This window comes from Rhodoferax sp. U11-2br (assembly GCF_018619435.1).
GTDB lineage: Bacteria > Pseudomonadota > Gammaproteobacteria > Burkholderiales > Burkholderiaceae_C > Rhodoferax.
In genome coordinates this window covers 124,658-141,345 of record NZ_JAHFZF010000005.1, presented here as the reverse complement: position 1 = coordinate 141,345, position 16,688 = coordinate 124,658, and the positions used below count along the sequence as shown (strand labels likewise).

Sequence of the window (16,688 nt, the reverse complement as noted above, 5' to 3'; positions counted from 1 at the left end):
TCATTCCTCAAAAAATGGGGGCGGCACGCTGCGCTGCGACAGCGCATCCATCTGTGCCAGAAATTCGTCACGGGTCAGGCCTGAAAAATAGGGATGCCAACGCCGTTGCTCCAGCACCGTGCTCACCGCTCGCGCATGCTGTTCATGCCCGGCAAACAGCAAGGTTTCGTCAGCGAGTGTAAAAACTTTTTGCATGACACTGTCCCACAGGTCCTGCGGCGCATGCGGATAGGACTGATGGGGACAGGTCGTGACCGCCAACAGCCCGCCACAGAACACGCGGTCGCGCCAGGCAAAACTCAGACAGCCGCGGGTGTGACCAGGGGTAGCCAGTACCCGGATCATCCCCTCGCCAAACGGCAGCGAGGTCTGCGCCACCTCGCCCTGAACCAGGGGTGCCCCCAGCTTGGTCAGCAGACCAGGCTCATGCGGGTGCAACGCATCATGCTGATGGGTTCGCAACACCCAGCGCAAGCGCAGGTCACGCTCGGCCAACAAGGCCAACAGCACCGGGATATCGCGTGCGCGCGGGTCAATCAGAACCGCGTCTTGGGTGTGGTCCGCCAGCAGGTAACTGAACTCGCCGCTGTCACTGTCATTGAGGATGCGAAAGTACATGTCATGCACCCCGCAGCGGCTGGCGCTGGTGGCTGTCTGGTGTGTTGTTGATCATGGCCGCCGATGTCATTTTCTAGACATAAATCAAGAAACGTGCCAGCGGACGCACGCAACCAGCGCCCAACAGAATCAAGCACTTAGCCAACACCCGCGCCCCACGCACGACGAGCGCGCCTGTCACAAAGCGCTATTTGTCAGAACAGACTGCCAAAAATGTCAGCAATCTAATGGCCACAGCAAACGGGCCATTGGCTCAGATTCAGGCAAGCTCGCCTTCACCAATCAGCAGCCGGCTGTCTGACAGGTATTTGTGGGGTGGGATCTCCAGATTGGTGGGGGCGGGTTTGTTCTTGAACACACGTCCGGCCGAATCAAAGGTCGACCCGTGGCAGGGACAGAAGAAGCCGCCGTTCCAGTCCTGGCCCACCCCTGGGTTGGCCGTGCCCTTGGCCACAGCGCTGGGTGAGCAGCCCAGGTGGGTACAAATGCCCACTGCCACCAGATATTCGGGTTTGATCGAACGGCTGGTATTTTGGGCATAAGCGGGCTGCTGGCTCTTGACCTCTGACCTGGGGTCCACCAGCCGCTCATCCAGTGTGGCCAGGTCAGCCAGCGTTTCTTCGGTCCGGCGCACGATCCAGACCGGTTTGCCGCGCCATTCCACAGTTTTCATGGCGCCCGGTGCCAAGTCTGAGATATCGGCCTCCACGGCGGCCCCGCTGGCCAGCGCCCGCTCACTCGGAGAAAAGCTGGCGACCAGGGGAATGGCCACGCCCACCGTAGCCACCCCGGCCACCGCCGCCGTCAACAGCACCATGCTGCGACGCTCGGCATCATGATCACTGGCATTGGCAGCCAGCGCTTCAAAGGTGTTGGAAGCAGACATCACATTCTCCTGAAGTACAAAAAGGGAAAGCAGCACCCGATAAATCAGGTACTCCCCTGTTGGGTATCAATAAACGTGCCACGCCAAGAAATTCAAAAACCCCTTCTATTTCAAGCACTTAAAAAGTTGATCAAAACAATCAGGTTCCACCCCGGGGGAAACACTGCCAGATTTGACAGACTGGCAGTCAGCTGGCATACACTCACAAACACACCACACCCTGCGCTGAACCCACCTGATGAAACCACTGCCTGAGCTCATGTCTTTCCTGGAGGGGCTGCCCGAGCCACACATCCTGTTTGACACGCAATACCGCATCCTGGCCGCCAATGCCGCCTACCGGCGCCAGTTCAGCCCGGAGCGCAGCGTGGTCGGGCGCACCTGTTATGAGGTGTCGCACCACTTCCATCTGCCGTGTGACCAGGCCGGTGAATCCTGTCCCCTGCTCAAGGCGCGCGAGTCGGGCCAGCGTGAACGGGTGCTGCACCTGCACCACAGCGCCAAAGGGGAGGAATATGTCAATATCGAACTGGCACCCTTGCTCAACGCCGACGGTGAACAAGCGTTTTTCATCGAGAAGATGGAGCCGCTGCGGGTGGCGCAGGGCCAATCCCGAACCCAGGGGCTGATTGGCCGATCGGCACCGTTCCAGCAGATGCTGACGATGGTGGCGCGGGTGGCGCCGTCGATGGCCACGGTGCTGTTGCTGGGGGAGTCCGGTACCGGCAAGGAGTTGCTGGCACAGGCGGTGCACGAGGCCAGCCCGCGTGCGGCACGCGCGCTGGTGGCGGTGGACTGCTCCAGCCTGCCCGAGAACCTGTTCGAGTCCGAACTGTTTGGCCACGAGCGCGGCGCCTTCACCGGTGCCAATACAGCCCGTGGCGGGCTGGTCGAGGCAGCCAGCGGCGGAACACTGTTCCTGGACGAGGTGGGCGACATCCCGCTGACCATGCAGGTCAAGCTGCTGCGCCTGCTGGAGACCGGCACCTACCGGCGCGTCGGCAGCGCCGAGCAACGCCATGCGGACATCCGGGTGGTGTCAGCCACCCACCGCCATCTGGACGAGATGGTGGCCCAGGGTAAGTTCCGTGAGGATTTGTATTACCGCCTGAGCACCTTCCCGATCCATCTGCCCGCGTTGCGCGAACGTCGAGACGATATAACGCTGCTGGCCCAGGCACTGCTGCAAAGGGTGGCCGGGCCACGCAATCTCCAGCTCAGCCCGGCAGCTCTGAGCCTGCTGGAGCAACAGGACTACCCCGGCAATGTGCGCGAGTTGCGTAACCTGCTGGAGCGCTCGGCGCTGATGTGTGATGGCGAGGTGCTGGAGGCCTCCCACGTCGAACAGGCCCTGCAGTCAGGTGGGCGCCCGCGAACCGTTTTCTCGCCGCCGAACCTGAACAGCCCAAGTGCGATACTGACGGGCACCGCTGTGCCGACAGCCGCCGCCGGCACACTCAAATCGGTCGAACGCGCCATGCTGCAAGACTTGGTGAACGCCCATGTTGGCAGCCGCGCCGATTTGGCGGCGCGCTTAGGCATCAGCGAACGCTCGCTGTACCGCAAGCTCAAAGCCCTGGCGCTGACCTGAGCCCTGAAACACTACCAAGAATATAGCTACTCGCCCTTTTTTAATAAGGGCTAGAGGCCATTTTTTTCAAATTTCTGGGCTTCAGCGCATCTGGAAGACCTTGACCGCGCGCACCAGCGTGTCAGCGCGGGCCGTCAAGCCCTCGCAGTCAGCGCTGGCCTGTTGGGCCAACTCTGCGTTTTGCTGGGTGACCACATCCAGCAAGTGCATCGCCTCACTGATTTGCGTCACCCCGGCGGCCTCGTCCTGGGTGGCTTGAGTGATCTCGCCGAGCCGGGCCGACACCTCACACACCGCATCCACCGCCGTGCGGATGGTGGTGGCGGCCACGTCCACCGTGAGGGTGCCCTGTGACACCTGTTCGACCGAATCGTGGATCAGCTGGCGAATCTGCTGCGCTGCGGTGCTGCTGCGCTGCGCCAGGGCCCGCACCTCGGCGGCCACCACGGCAAAACCACGGCCATGTTCGGCCGCATGGGCGGCCTCCACCGCCGCATTGAGCGCCAGCAAATTGGTTTGGAAGGCCAGTTTCTCAATCACCTCAATGATCTCGGTGATGCGGTCCGACGAGGACTCGATGGCATGCATCGAGGCCGACACCTGGTCAATCGCCCGCGCACCCTCGCTGGCCATGGCGCTGGCATTGGTACTCAGGGTCGACAAGGCATGTGCGGTGTCGGCGGTGCGTTGGACGGTGTTGGCAATCTCGCGCACGGCCGAGGTCGTTTTTTCGACCTCACCGGCCTGGGTCTCGGTGTGGGTGGACAGCTCCACACTGCCTTGATGGATGTCTTGTGCCGCCAGGTTGGCGCCTCTGACCTCGGCGCGGACATCGGCCACGATGGCGCGCATGTTGAGGTTGCTCAGCCACAAACGGCGCATCAACGCCCCCAGCGGGCTGGTGTTGTTGTAGTCAATCTGGCCATTGAGGTTACAGCAGGCCAGGTCATTGGCCAAACGAGTGGCCTTGTTGATGGGGTGCACCAGGGCCCGGCGAAACCAGGCCCAGAACAAACCAGCACCCACCAAGCCCGCAGCCCCCTGGGCCGCCAGCAAGGTCTGGACATCTTGCCCGGCCAACACCCAGGTGGGCAACAAGGCCAGCACCAGGATCATTAACAACCCCAGGCCGGTGCGCTGGCTCAGCGTGATGCGGTGCAATTTGCCCGCCCAGTCGCGCCAGCCCACTTGGCGCAGACCACCCGCATGCAGCCTGACGCGGACCTTGCCGCTGGCGCGCTGGGCGTGCAGCAGTGCGTAGGCCTGTTCGGCCGCCTGGATTTGCGCACGTGTGGGCTTGAGCCGGACCGACATGTAGGCGCAGGGTTTGCCGTTTTCCATCACCGGCACCACGTTGGCCTGCACCCAGTAGTGGTCACCGTTTTTGCGGCGGTTCTTGACAATGCCAGACCACGGCCTGCCACGCCCGATGGTGCCCCACAAGTCCTTGAACGCCTCGGGTGGCACATCCGGGTGGCGCACGATGTCATGCGGCTGGCCCAGCAGTTCGGTGTAGTCAAAACCACTGGCTTGCACAAATGCCTGGTTGCAGTGGGTGATGATGCCTTTGGTATCGGTGGTGGACACCAGCGTGACGCCGTCTTCAAGCTCAAACTCACGCTGGGTGACAGGAAGGTTTATTTTCATTCTTGAAACAACTTGTGGCAACGACAAACACAGAACCGCGACTATCAGGGAGCGTGTAAACCCTAGGTTTGTTCTATATCAAACGGGTTCATTTTTGCCAAAACACCACAGTCACAACGCGATGGCCTGCGGCATTTGTGCGACATCACACAGACAGCCCGTTCCGGCACAGCCACCATCGGCTTGTTTTTAGCCAATACACAAGGACACCATGAACCACCCCACCCAAACGACCCGGCCCGACAGTTTGCGGCAGCAAGCGGGCATCCACATTGAACAAGGTGCGGTCACACCGGGTTACGCCGCTGATCGCCCGCAGGTGTTGCTGCGGCTCAACGCAGCCCTGGCCACTGAGCTGGTGTGTGTGCTGCGATATCGCCGCCACCATTTCATGGCGCGCGGCATCCACTCCCAGGCTGTGGCCGCCGAATTTCTGGCACACGCCAACGAGGAAATGGGCCATGCCGACCAGATTGCGGCGCGCATCGTGCAGCTCGGCGGTGAACCTGATTTTTCGCCAGCCACCTTGCTGGAACGTAGCCACGCCGACTACACGGACGGTAAGAACCTGTCCGACATGATTTCTGAAAACCTGATTGCCGAGCGCATCGCCATCGACAGCTACCGCCGTGACATCGTTTACCTGTCTGACCAGGACCCGACCACACGGCGCCTGCTGGAGTCGATTCTGGCGGTCGAGGAAGAACACGCCGACGAGCTGGCTGACCTGTTGGACGGGCTACCACCCGCCCCTTCCCAAACCCAAACCAAGGACAAGCCATGAGCATCAGCACCATTCTTCTGATTGTTCTAATCCTGATGCTGATTGGCGCGATACCCAGTTGGCCGCATAGCCGAAGCTGGGGTTATGGACCCAGCGGCGGCATCGGGTTGGTGGTGCTGATCATCGTGATCTTGCTGGTGCTGGGGCGGATCTGAATCCGGTGTGAACAGCGGCTGAGCCAAGCCCAGCCAGATACAGGCCTCATGCGAGGTCATCACCGAAATATTTCAAGAAATAGCTATCAACTAGATAGCTATTTGTTCTTATAAATCAACGGTCAGAAGGCAATTTTTCACAAAATCAGCGTTCCAGCGCAGCGCGCAGATCCGCTTCGGTGCTGACAAAGCTGATGCGTTTGACCTGGTTTTGGTCCAGCTCAATCAGCGTCACCGCATCGGCTTGGCGCGGCCAGGCGGCGAGTGTGGCCTCATCGGTGGACACACCGATCGGGTAAGGCAATTTCTTCAGCGCAGGCAGCGCAAAGGTTCGGGTGATGATCCCGGGCATCTTGCCCATGTCGGCCAGATACACCGCGTTTTTGCGGGTCAACTGGTCTGGCGGCAGCTTGTGCAACACCTCCTGCACCAGGTTGGAGGCCTGGCGGCTGGCCGAAAACATCAGCAAACGGGTGTCGGTGTCCATCTGCCATGGCTTGTCGTGCTGGTCTTTGAGTGCCAGCGCAGGCACACGTTGGCCCACCTGCACGGTGGATGCGGTTTGTGCGCTTGCCACCGTGGGCAGGCCAGCGGTTGCGGCGAGCAGGCTGGTGACCATCAGCGCGCTGAAGGCACGCCGCGTGGACTGGGCCGCGGGAACAAATGGAAACATGGACATCGCTCAAAAAATGATGAAGAAGGACTATGACGCGGCCTAAAGTGGGGCGTGTACAGAGCTTACCTCCTCGTGCTGACGCTCTACCAAGCAACGCCCAGAAAAGCCCCCAAGCCAGCACTACAGCAGCGACAACACCACGCGATGGATCAAAGCACCGCCCAGCACCAGCCAGACAAACAGCACACCTGCCAGTAGCAAAGGTTTGAATCCCGCCTGGCGAACGGCCGACAAGTGGGTGGTCAAACCCAGGGCGGCCATCGCCATGGCCAGCAAGGCCGTGTCGACCTCAGTGACCCACACCGCCACCGGGTGCGGCAGCCACTGCAGGGAGTTGAAGGCCACCACGGCGATGAAAGCGAAGGCAAACCACGGAATGCTGATGTTTGACCACCTGCCCCTCGCTTCACAAAGCGGGTCAGGCTGCGGTGCAGGGCGCTGATGACACGCCAGCCAGACTGACAGCCCCATCAGAAACGGGGCCAGCATCATCACCCTCACCATTTTGGTGATGACGGCCGTGTCGGCTGCCGCGCTGTCCACCGAGTGGGCGGCCACCACCACCTGGGCCACTTCGTGAATGGTCGATCCAACGTACAGGCCAAAACCATGGACACCTCCGCCAACCACCGGCCAGTGCTGGTTCAGCGCAAACAGCCAAGGATACACCCACATGGCCAGCGTGCCAAACACCACCACCGTGGCAACCGCCACGGTGACATGTTCGGCGCGGGCCCGCAGCACCGGCTCGGTCGCCATGACCGCTGCCGCACCACAAATCGAACTGCCAGCACCGATCAAGATGGCTGCGTTGGGCTCCAGCTTTAGCCAGCGTGTGCCCAACAGGTAAGCCAGCGTGAAGGTCGAGCCCAGCACCAGCGCATCGATCAGCACCCCGGCCAGGCCCACCTGACCGATATCGTGCAGCGTCAGGCGCAGGCCGTACAGGACAATGCCCAGGCGCAGCAGCTTTTGTTTGGCCACCGTCACACCGGGCGCACAGGGCGCAGCCAAGCGCCCATACACCGTGTTGCCGAGCAAGATCCCCAGCAAGATCGCCAGACTGAGGGCACTCAGGCCATGCTTGCGCAGCCAGTCCAGCTGACCCAATGCCATCGCCACACCGGCCAAGGCGCCGCTGAGCAACACACCCGGCGCATAACGCTGCAGAACTGGGCGTATGTGTGTCATGGGTATCAGGGGATGGGCAAGCTGTGCCAAGTCGCTGCGGGTCATGGTGTTGCTGAACGGGAAAACAAGTGTTCAGCGACTGTAGGACGCCGCTATTTATTTGTAAAACAGCTTATTCAGCTAATAATTAGCTATCCAATCGCTATACAACCCACCCACACCATGTCTGTTTTGCGTCTGACCCTGCGCCAATTGCAGATTTTTGCGGCCGTGGCGGGCTGTGGCAGCACCACAGCAGCCAGCACACACCTGGCGCTGTCCCAGTCGGCCACCAGCTCGGCCATCAACGAGCTGGAGCGCCTGCTGTCACAAAGCCTGTTCGACCGCAGTGGCAAGCGCCTGCTGCTCAACAACAACGGCCGCGCCCTGCTGCCTCGTGCACAAGCCTTGCTGGATGCAGCCATCACCATTGAGCAGAGCGCCCAGGATGGTCTGGCCCAGGCACACACCCTGCGCATTGGCGCCAGCACCACCATAGGCAACTATGTGCTGCCAAGCTTGTTGCGCCAGTTTCTGCAGCAGTCAGCTGCGCCAACCAGCGCCTGGCAGTCGCATGTGCTGATTGGCAACACGGAGGTGGTGTGTGATGCGGTCGCGGCCTTTGAGCTGGATGTGGGCCTGATCGAAGGGCCCGCACACCAACCCACACTGAACATGACCCCCTGGTTGCAGGATGAACTGCTGTTGGTGAGCGCCCCGGACACTCCGCGCGAGATTGACCCGCAAGATGCAAATGCCCAAACAGCCGAGGTGTCCACCGTGTCGCTCGACACCTTGCGCGAGCGGGTCTGGTTACTGCGTGAACAGGGCTCAGGCACCCGCGAGAGCACCGACCAGCTGCTGTTGCCCTACCTGAACTCTTACCAGCGCAGCTTGGTGCTGGGCAGCTCAGAAGCCATCAAGCTGGCTGCTGCCGAGGGCCTGGGCGTGGCCTGCCTGTCACACTGGGTGGTGGCAGACTTCATCGCGACCGGGCGGCTGCAGGTGGTCACCAGCCCTTTGCCAAGCATGCGTCGCCAGTGTTACCTGGTGGTCCACCGGGACAAAAGCCACACGCCGGCGCTGCGCCATTTTGTGACGCAGGCCAACCTGTATGCCACTGCGCGTGCGGCTTTGGCCCCAAGTTATTGAACGCTGTGTGTCAAGCCGCTGCACCGAAGTTGTCCGGCATCTGGATCGCCACCACCTCACCCCGGGCGGTGGCTACACCATCGGCGTAGACCGTCGCCTCTACCACCACCTTGCGGCCCTTGATCTCCTTGATGCGGCCATGAATCTCCAGCGTGACGTTGATCGGGGTTGGTTTGAGGTAGTCCACATGCAGAGAGCCGGTCACAAACCGGAACGCTGGCAGGCTGTCCATCGCCCGACCCTCTTGCCGGTACATCGCCGCTGCAGCAGTGCCGGTGCCGTGGCAGTCGATAAGCGAGGCCAGCAAGCCGCCGTAGGTGTAACCCGGCACAGCGGTGTGATACGGCTCGGGGGTGAAACGGGTCACTGTCTCATCCCCATCCCAATAGGTTTTGATACGGTGACCATGCTCGTTGTTGGCACCACAGCCATAACAGTGCGACAGGTTGTCAGGGTAATACTCTTGAAAAGCTTTCATGGGGCATCCTGCAAGGGTTAGGGGCAACAGCGGGCCAAATGTAGCAGCCAGCGCCCCGGCACCCAAACGAGTCAATCGGCCGGGAAGGCCACCACATGGTCCGCCGCAAGGCGGATGCCAATCTGTTCACCCACCGCGTGGTTGTGGTGCGAGGGCACCAGCGACAACACGCGTTGGCCGCTGGGCAGCAGCAAACCATACAAAAACTCGGCCCCCCGAAACGCCTTGCTCTCGACCCTGGCCAACAACGGGCTGCTGTCGTCATGCTCGATGTCATCGGGCCGCAGCAACACGTCCACCAGACAACTGTGGGTTCCGTCCGGGCCGACCGTCGGGCGGCATGACACCGGCACCCGGGCGTCCAGCACACCCAGTTCAATCGACACCTGCTGCTGGCCCAACACCTCACCCGGCAAAAAAGCACCCTGCCCGACAAAGTCGGCGACAAAACGGTTGACCGGTCGGTGGTACAGGTTGTAGGGCGTGTCCCACTGCTGGATGCGGCCCTGGTGCATCACACCCACCCAGTCGGCCAGGGAAAACGCCTCGTGCTGGTCGTGGGTGACGATGAGCGCAGTGCTGGCTTCACGTTTGAGGATGTCACGCACCTCAATCGACAAGCGCTCACGCAACTCCACATCAAGGTTGGAAAACGGCTCGTCCATCAGGATCAGACGCGGGCGTGGCGCCAGCGCACGCGCCAGGGCCACCCGCTGCTGCTGCCCGCCTGAGAGCTGGTGCGGGAACTGGTTAGCCTGGCCACTCAGCCCCACCAGCGCCAGCAGCTCTGCCACCCGCGCCGCCGCAGCAGCCTTGGACTGGCCGTGCAGGCCAAAAGCGACGTTGTTGGCCACCGTCAAATGGGTGAACAACGCGTAGTCCTGGAACACCATGCCCACACCACGTTGTTCGGCGGCCAGCATCCAGCCGGGTCGGCTGACCAGGGTGTTGCCAATGGCCACCTCACCCTGCTGGATCGGCTCAAAGCCCGCAATACAGCGCAGCGCGGTGGTTTTGCCACAGCCCGATGGCCCGAGCAGGCAACCGATGTCACCCTTCTCCAGGGAAAAACTCAGGTCGGTGATGACCGGGCGGGTGCCGTAAGACTGCGACACCGCTTGAAGCAACAATTCAGGCATAAAGATCAACAGCGCAGGTTATCCGCGCGCCAGGTCAAAAACAAAATCGGGACCAGCCCCACCAGCACAATCGCCAGCGACGGCAGCGCCGCGCGCTCCCACTGGCCCTCGGAGGTCATCTCATACACCCGCACCGCCAGCGTGTCCCAGCCAAACGGGCGGGTCATCAGGGTGATCGGCATCTCTTTCATGATGTCAACAAAAGCCAGCGCAGCGGCGGTGCTCAGGCTGGCGCGCAACATCGGCAGGTGCACCCGCGCCAGCAGTCGGCTGGTGCGCGTGCCCAGGCTGCGGGCCGCTTCATCCACATTGCGGGTGATGCGCTGCAGCCCACTGTCCATCGGGCCAAAACCCACCGCCAAGAAACGCACCAGATAGGCCAGCAACATCACCAGCAGAGAGCCTTTGAAAATCTCGGTGCCCTGAAAACCAAACCAGTCACGCGCCAGGTTAATCAAGACATTGTCCAGAGCCGCCACCGGAATGAACAGCCCCACCGCCAGCACAGCACCCGGAAAGGCGTAACCCAGCGTGGCCAGGCGCTGCGTCCAGCGCATCAAGGCGCTGGGCCGCTGGCGACCGGCATACGCCAGCAGCACCGAGAACACTACAACTAACAGAGCACCCAGCCCAGATAATATAAGGGAGTGCCAGGCAAAAGACCAATAACGGGCGTCCAGGTCTTGCACCGCCACATCCAGCGTCCACACCACCAGTTGGGCCACCGGCACCCCAAACGCCAGCAGCAGCACCAGCCCCGAGTAGAGGGAAGCCAGCGCAGCCATGACCGGTGACAACACAATGCGGCGCGATACACCGCTGCGCCCCACCGCCGCATAACGCATCTGGGCGCGTGAACGCTGCTCCAGAACCACCACCACCAGCACAAACAAGATCAGTACCGAGGCCAGTTGGGCGGCCGCTGGCAAAGAAAACAGGCTGTACCAGGCCTTGTAGATGGCGGTGGTGAAGGTGTCGATGTTGAAAATAGCCACAGTGCCGAAGTCGGCCAGGGTCTCCATCAGTGCCAGCATCAGGCCAGCCACGATCCATGGCCGCGCCATCGGCAGCGCCACCCGGACAAAACCTTGCGTGCGCGACAAACCCAGCGACTGCGCCGCCTCCAAGGCCATCGCCCCCTGGGTGGCAAAGGCGTTTTTAGAGATCAGGTAAACATAGGGGTAAAGCGCCAACGAAAGCACCATCACCACCCCGCCGCGAGAACGCACTTCAGGCAGGCCGGTGATGCCCCAGCTTTCACGCAACCAACTCAGCAACGGGCCGCTGAAGTCCAGCAAGTCGATGGCGACAAAGGCCGTCACATAGGCAGGTAGCGCCAGCGGCAAAAGCAGCGCCCAGTCAAACAGGCGACGCCCCGGAAACTCACACATGGCCACCAGCCAGGCCAGTGACACCCCCAGCAGCGTCACCCCGAAGCCAACACCCAACAACAGCCAGAAGGTGTTGACCAGCAGCTCCGGCAACACAAACTCACTGAGGTGCGACAGGATTGAGCCGTCGATCCGGGCGAACGACGACAGGCTGACCGCCACCGGCACCAAGACCAGCGCGGCCAGCAGCAGCGCAAACAGGACCCAGCCGTCGACCCGAAAGCGCTTTTGGGGGGCGGTGACCGCAGTGAATGCGGTCGGCAAGGAGATACTGCCCTCAGGCACAGACACCCCGGATCACTTGTAACCGACGCGGTCCATCAGCTTGACGGCCTGCGCCTGCAGACTACCCGCTTCTTTCACATTGATCAGGTTCGGCTGGAAGCTGCCCCAGGCAGCCACGGTGTCCGCAGGCTTGACCTTGGGGTTCACCGGGTACTCCAGGTTGTTGTCGGCAAACAAGTTTTGTGCCCGATCTGACGACAGCCATTCGATCAGCTTTTGTGCGCCAGCCGGGTTTTTGGCATGCCGTGTCACACCCGCGCCAGACACATTGACGTGGACACCCGCTTCTTTGGACGTCAGGTTCTGGTTGGGCCAGAAAATCGCCAGCGGGTATTTGGGCTGGGTCGCCATCAAGCGGCCATAGTAATAGGTATTGACCACCGCGACCGCACATTGGCGGTTGGCGACCGCCTCCATGGCCTTGGTGTCATCGGCAAAAGGTGCGGTGGCTAGGTTGTTGACCCAACCTTTCACAATCGCCTCGGTTTTGGGTTCACCGTGCTCGGTGATCATCATCGCCACCAGACTCTGGTTGTAGACCTTCTTGGCAGTGCGCAGGCACAGGCGCCCTTTCCACTTGGGGTCAGCCAGGTCTTCATAGGTCGACAGCTCGGACGGCTTCACCATGGTGGTGTTGTAAACAATGGTGCGTGCGCGCACCGACAGGCCAAACCACTCGTTGCCCGGGTCGCGCAGGTGGGCGGGCACGTTGTCCTGCAAGGCCTTGGACTGGACCGGGCGCAACAGACCCTGGTGCGACGCTTGCCACAAGTTGCCGGCATCCACCGTGAGCAACATGTCGGCGGGGGTGTTCTGCCCCTCAGCCTTCAGGCGCTCCATCAGCGGGCCTTCGGCACCGGTGATGAACTTGATCTGAACACCGGTGTCACGGGTGTAGGCATCAAACAGCGGTTTGATCAACTGCTCGGCGCGGGCGGAATACACCACCACGTCTTCGGCGGATGCACTCAATGCAGTAGCGGCCAGAACAACGGCGGCCATCAGTGGCGGAAATGTCATGTCGGAAGGTCCTTCAGCAAGTTGTTGACAGAGCGTTCATCTTACATCGAATGCGAATAGTTATCACTTGTAGGGAAATCATGCATAATCCATCGCCAATGGGAATAACTCTCATTTAAACCAATGCAACCTGCCCCCTAAGGTGCAAGGTGCCAGCCACCCGCTTCGTGAACCCAGAAACAGGAGAGCCTTGTGTGCCAAACCCACGCCATCGCTGACCATACCGCCACCAAGCAGGCCAATCCAGCTGTCGAAACAGCTGCGACCGTTCAGACCACCACAGGCTCACGCCGACGCAAGCTGTGGGAACTGGAAGACCGCGCGTTTTGCCCGGTGATTGGTGTCTGCCTGCCGATTCCGGTCCTGCGGCGGGTGGTGAACAAGACATTTCGCGGGCACAACGTCGACACCGATTACGCCCTGCATTCTGGCGCCGTGGGGCAATGTGGCAGTCGCACCCCCTTGGCCGAAGGCATGCAGCGCGAACTGGAGCAGCGATATGCCCTGGCAATACGTCAGGCCGCCAGCGTCAAAACCACCGAGGCGCTGGGCCACTGGTGGAATGAGGCTTCACAAAAAGACCTGGCTGGCCCGCTCTGGGCCGCATTGACACATCCGCGCTGCAGTACTGACCTGGAGCGCCAGATCCTCGGTGAAGTGCACATGCTGCAACACCAGGTGGGTGCCGCACAACGCGCTGACCTGCAACGCCTGCAAACCCTGACAGATCACAACACCACGCTGACACGTGAGCTGGCCAATGCGCAACAACGCATCGGCCAGTTGGCCAGCGAGGGGGCGAACCGCCTCAAGATGCTGCAAGACCAAGTTTTACAGCTGCGCACCGAAGTGATCACCCGTGACACCCGCCTGGCCAGCTTGCAACAACAGTTGAGTGCCCTGGAGGCCTCGGTGCCAGACCTGGCATGCCGCACCAAACAGGCGGCGGACCTGGCCCAACAAGCCAAACAGATCCAGGCCCTGGAACGTGCCTTGCAGCAGGCACAACAGGACAATGAGCGCAACAGCCGCGTGATCGACATCCAGGCTGCTGAACTCAAACGCCTGGCGCCGCAGACCGACGCAGCGCTCACGGATGCAGCATCTGCCCCTCTCAAACCCGTCCAACTGGAGGACCGTGCCGTATTGTGTGTGGGTGGGCGCACAGCCAGTGTGCCGCAGTACCGCGACATCATTGAAAGTGTTGGCGCCCGATTTGCCCACCACGATGGTGGTGAAGAAGAAAGCCTGACCAAACTCGACACCACGCTGGCAGCGGCCGATCTGGTGATCTGCCAGACCGGTTGTATCAGCCACAACGCCTATTGGCGCGTCAAAGACCACTGCAAACGTACCGGCAAACAATGCCTGTTTGTGGAAAACCCAGGTACTGCCAGCCTCAAACGCGCCCTGTCGGAGTTACAGCACACCGCTGTGGCATGAGTTGCTGCACCCGGATGGATTGACCAAACCCAGACCGTTGACGGCCTGGGTTTGGTGCTGGCTTATTTGGTCAGGATAAGTTTGCCCAGTTTGGTGACCTGCAGGCGGTAAATCACACCCTCATGCTCGATCGGCACCGACCTGAAACCACGCAATACTGCGGCGCTGGACACAGGCGCTGGCGAGCCCAGACCACGCAGGTTGGCAGACTGTGCCCCCAAAGGTTGGGCGGCAACCCCTGCCTGGGTATCGTGAGCAGACTGCTGTGCCATCACTGCCCGGGCTCCGTGACAAAACCGATTTTGCGCAAGCCTGCCCGCTGTGCGGCCGCCATCACTTGCGCCACACGTTCATAACGCACCGCCTTGTCACCCCGCAAGTGCAACTCGGGTTGCGGCTCACGCGCGGCCTCGGTTTGTAACAAACCCGGCAAAGCAGACTCACTTACCAGGGCTTCGTTCCAGTAGTACTGGCCCTGCGCGTCCACACTGAGCCGAATGGTCTGCGGCAAAACCACTTGCTGCTGGTTGGCTGCAACCGGCAAGTCCACATTGACCGAGTGCTTCATCACCGGAATGGTGATGATGAAAATAATCAGCAACACCAGCATGACATCCACCAGCGGTGTCATGTTGATCTCGCTCATCACATCGTCTGCATCGGATTGGGTTCCAAAAGCCATGCTCAGGCCCCCTTCTTCATCACCACAACATTGCTGGCACCGGTCGAATTCACCCGTGCCCCCGTTACAAAGAAGGCGTGCAGATCATGGGCAAAGCTGCCCAGCTTGTTCAGGATCGCCTTGTTGCCACGCACCAGGGCGTTGTAACCCAGCACCGCCGGAATCGCCACCGCCAGGCCCAACGCCGTCATGATCAAGGCTTCACCCACCGGACCGGCCACTTTGTCGATGGTCGACTGACCCGACATACCAATACTGAGAAGCGCATGGTAGATGCCCCACACCGTGCCAAACAGACCCACAAAAGGTGCGGTTGACCCCACCGACGCCAGAATCGCCAAGCCAGACTGCAGGCGTGCCGTGATCTCATCCATGGCATTGCGCAGGCAACGTGTCACCCAGTCGCTGACATCCAGACTGTCATGCAGATGCACCTTGCTGTTGCGGTGGTGTGCGGCAGCTTCCCGACCTTCAAGAACGATCTGGCGAAACGGGTCCGACGGATCCGAACCCAGTTTATCCAAGGCAGCGGCAAAGTCTTCGCTGTGCCAGAAGTCCACCGCCTGTCTGGCCTGCTTGCGGTATTTGATGATGTCCAGCGTTTTGAGTGCAATCACGATCCAGCTGGCCATTGACATCAGCAGCAACAGCACAGCCACCCCCTTGGTCACCCAGTCACCCTGGGTCCAGACATTGACGATGCCGAATTGCGATTCCATTGACAACACTCCTGATTAAAAAAACTAAGTTACTCAAGCACCCAATTGATGGGCACGTTAAAAGACATGGTGGTGGGCACGCCATTGCGTTTGCCCGGGATGTAACGCCATCGCATCACTGCGGTCAGAGCAGCCTGATCCAGTGCATCAAACCCACTGGACTTCACCAATCGGGCACTCACCGGCAGGCCATCGGTACCAATCAACACACTGTGAATCACCAAACCCTGCTCACCACGGCGCTTGCTGGCCAAGGGGTACACCGGCTTAGGGTTCTGTAAATAGTCCGCATCACTGGAAGGCAACACCACACTCACAGGTGCGGGAGGTGCCGGTGTCGGCGACTCCACGGGGGCTGCGATGGGTGCCGGTGGCGCAACGGGTACAACCGGCACCGTCCAGGCTTCAGGCGCCGGGGTGTCGGTCCGTACGGCCAGTGTTTGTGGCACCACGGGGATTTTGGTTTGTGTCACCGGTCGTTTGACCACCACTGGCGGCGCAGGCGGCATCACACGGGGTGCAGGTGGCTCAACGAACTCACTCAGCATTTGTACCGGCACCACCATCTCAACCGCCTGACGCAACAAGCCACTTTGCAGCGCCCACAAGGCCAGCGCGTGAAACACCAGCACATAGGCCACCACCACAAAAGGTCGCCGGTCTGCGGCCGTCATCGACAACCAGGTTGAGCGACGCTGTGTCAAAGACCTCATTTGCGCAAAACCCAGGCCGCCGCCACAAAAACCATGACCGCACTGCCCCCAAGAATGAAAAGTGTGTTCATGAAACAGCCCTTTCGAAGTAAATAACAACTTTCATTATAAATACGAGTAATTCGCATTACATGACGTC

At 60.8% G+C, this 16,688-nt stretch carries 18 protein-coding genes; 5 read left to right on the top strand and 13 right to left on the bottom strand.

Annotated elements, in window-relative coordinates:
- Entirely contained in the window at positions 1-618 is a 618-nt protein-coding gene (locus KKO72_RS05235) for a hypothetical protein (RefSeq protein ID WP_214936130.1), read from the bottom strand.
- Positions 619-877: 259 nt separating this feature from the next.
- Positions 878-1,504 (bottom strand): ubiquinol-cytochrome c reductase iron-sulfur subunit, encoded by a 627-nt coding sequence (gene petA / locus KKO72_RS05230; RefSeq protein ID WP_214936128.1) that lies wholly within the window; start codon positions 1,502-1,504, stop codon positions 878-880.
- Positions 1,505-1,742: 238 nt separating this feature from the next.
- On the opposite strand from petA, the gene KKO72_RS05225 reads away from it, so the two are divergent.
- Positions 1,743-3,095, top strand: a complete 1,353-nt coding sequence (locus tag KKO72_RS05225; protein WP_214936126.1) for a sigma-54-dependent Fis family transcriptional regulator — start codon at positions 1,743-1,745, stop codon at positions 3,093-3,095.
- Positions 3,096-3,176: 81 nt separating this feature from the next.
- On the opposite strand, the gene KKO72_RS05220 is transcribed toward KKO72_RS05225, so the two are convergent.
- Complete coding sequence (locus KKO72_RS05220) at positions 3,177-4,742, bottom strand: PAS domain-containing methyl-accepting chemotaxis protein (RefSeq protein ID WP_214936124.1); 1,566 nt, start codon at positions 4,740-4,742, stop codon at positions 3,177-3,179.
- A gap of 211 nt (positions 4,743-4,953) precedes the next feature.
- Here KKO72_RS05220 and KKO72_RS05215 point away from each other — a divergent pair, with 211 nt between their 5' ends.
- Both KKO72_RS05215 and KKO72_RS05210 read left to right on the top strand, forming a co-directional pair.
- The gene (locus KKO72_RS05215) at positions 4,954-5,526 is read left to right on the top strand and encodes a bacterioferritin (RefSeq protein WP_214936121.1); all 573 of its coding nucleotides are present in this window, start codon (positions 4,954-4,956) and stop codon (positions 5,524-5,526) included.
- The gene (locus KKO72_RS05210; RefSeq protein ID WP_214936118.1) at positions 5,523-5,681 is read left to right on the top strand and encodes a DUF3309 family protein; all 159 of its coding nucleotides are present in this window, start codon (positions 5,523-5,525) and stop codon (positions 5,679-5,681) included. Before KKO72_RS05215 ends, KKO72_RS05210 begins: the two co-directional genes overlap by 4 nt.
- A 145-nt stretch (positions 5,682-5,826) precedes the next feature.
- Here KKO72_RS05210 and KKO72_RS05205 read toward each other — a convergent pair whose 3' ends face one another.
- Entirely contained in the window at positions 5,827-6,354 is a 528-nt protein-coding gene (locus KKO72_RS05205; RefSeq protein ID WP_214936115.1) for a hypothetical protein, read from the bottom strand.
- Between the two features lie 123 nt (positions 6,355-6,477).
- Positions 6,478-7,548: a YeiH family protein gene (locus KKO72_RS05200; protein WP_251140460.1), complete on the bottom strand. Its 1,071-nt coding sequence runs from the start codon at positions 7,546-7,548 to the stop codon at positions 6,478-6,480.
- Between the two features lie 162 nt (positions 7,549-7,710).
- On the opposite strand from KKO72_RS05200, the gene KKO72_RS05195 reads away from it, so the two are divergent.
- The gene (locus tag KKO72_RS05195) at positions 7,711-8,679 is read left to right on the top strand and encodes a LysR family transcriptional regulator (protein ID WP_214936109.1); all 969 of its coding nucleotides are present in this window, start codon (positions 7,711-7,713) and stop codon (positions 8,677-8,679) included.
- A 10-nt stretch (positions 8,680-8,689) separates the two neighbouring features.
- Here the strand turns inward: KKO72_RS05195 and KKO72_RS05190 are convergent, their stop codons facing one another.
- The 4 genes from KKO72_RS05190 to KKO72_RS05175 all read right to left on the bottom strand — a co-directional run bounded on the left by KKO72_RS05190 (position 8,690) and on the right by KKO72_RS05175 (position 12,992).
- The gene (locus KKO72_RS05190) at positions 8,690-9,157 is read right to left on the bottom strand and encodes a PaaI family thioesterase (protein WP_214936106.1); all 468 of its coding nucleotides are present in this window, start codon (positions 9,155-9,157) and stop codon (positions 8,690-8,692) included.
- A 71-nt stretch (positions 9,158-9,228) separates the two neighbouring features.
- Complete coding sequence (locus KKO72_RS05185) at positions 9,229-10,296, bottom strand: ABC transporter ATP-binding protein (RefSeq protein ID WP_214936102.1); 1,068 nt, start codon at positions 10,294-10,296, stop codon at positions 9,229-9,231.
- A gap of 5 nt (positions 10,297-10,301) precedes the next feature.
- Positions 10,302-11,951, bottom strand: a complete 1,650-nt coding sequence (locus KKO72_RS05180; protein ID WP_214936099.1) for an iron ABC transporter permease — start codon at positions 11,949-11,951, stop codon at positions 10,302-10,304.
- Positions 11,952-11,984: 33 nt separating this feature from the next.
- Positions 11,985-12,992: an extracellular solute-binding protein gene (locus KKO72_RS05175; protein WP_214936097.1), complete on the bottom strand. Its 1,008-nt coding sequence runs from the start codon at positions 12,990-12,992 to the stop codon at positions 11,985-11,987.
- Positions 12,993-13,184: 192 nt separating this feature from the next.
- Between KKO72_RS05175 and KKO72_RS21355 the strand changes: the two genes are divergently transcribed.
- Positions 13,185-14,435: a DUF2325 domain-containing protein gene (locus tag KKO72_RS21355; RefSeq protein ID WP_214936095.1), complete on the top strand. Its 1,251-nt coding sequence runs from the start codon at positions 13,185-13,187 to the stop codon at positions 14,433-14,435.
- Between the two features lie 62 nt (positions 14,436-14,497).
- Here the strand turns inward: KKO72_RS21355 and KKO72_RS05165 are convergent, their stop codons facing one another.
- The 4 genes from KKO72_RS05165 to KKO72_RS05150 are packed head-to-tail and all read right to left on the bottom strand — an operon-like array spanning position 14,498 to position 16,549.
- Positions 14,498-14,707: a hemin uptake protein HemP gene (locus tag KKO72_RS05165; RefSeq protein WP_214936093.1), complete on the bottom strand. Its 210-nt coding sequence runs from the start codon at positions 14,705-14,707 to the stop codon at positions 14,498-14,500.
- Positions 14,707-15,117, bottom strand: coding sequence for a biopolymer transporter ExbD (locus KKO72_RS05160; RefSeq protein ID WP_214936091.1), 411 nt, complete (start codon positions 15,115-15,117; stop codon positions 14,707-14,709). The genes KKO72_RS05165 and KKO72_RS05160 overlap by 1 nt, the downstream gene beginning before the upstream one ends.
- A 2-nt stretch (positions 15,118-15,119) precedes the next feature.
- Positions 15,120-15,836, bottom strand: coding sequence for a MotA/TolQ/ExbB proton channel family protein (locus KKO72_RS05155; RefSeq protein WP_214936089.1), 717 nt, complete (start codon positions 15,834-15,836; stop codon positions 15,120-15,122).
- Between the two features lie 29 nt (positions 15,837-15,865).
- Positions 15,866-16,549, bottom strand: a complete 684-nt coding sequence (locus KKO72_RS05150) for an energy transducer TonB (protein ID WP_251140459.1) — start codon at positions 16,547-16,549, stop codon at positions 15,866-15,868.
- Positions 16,550-16,688 lie beyond the last annotated feature (139 nt).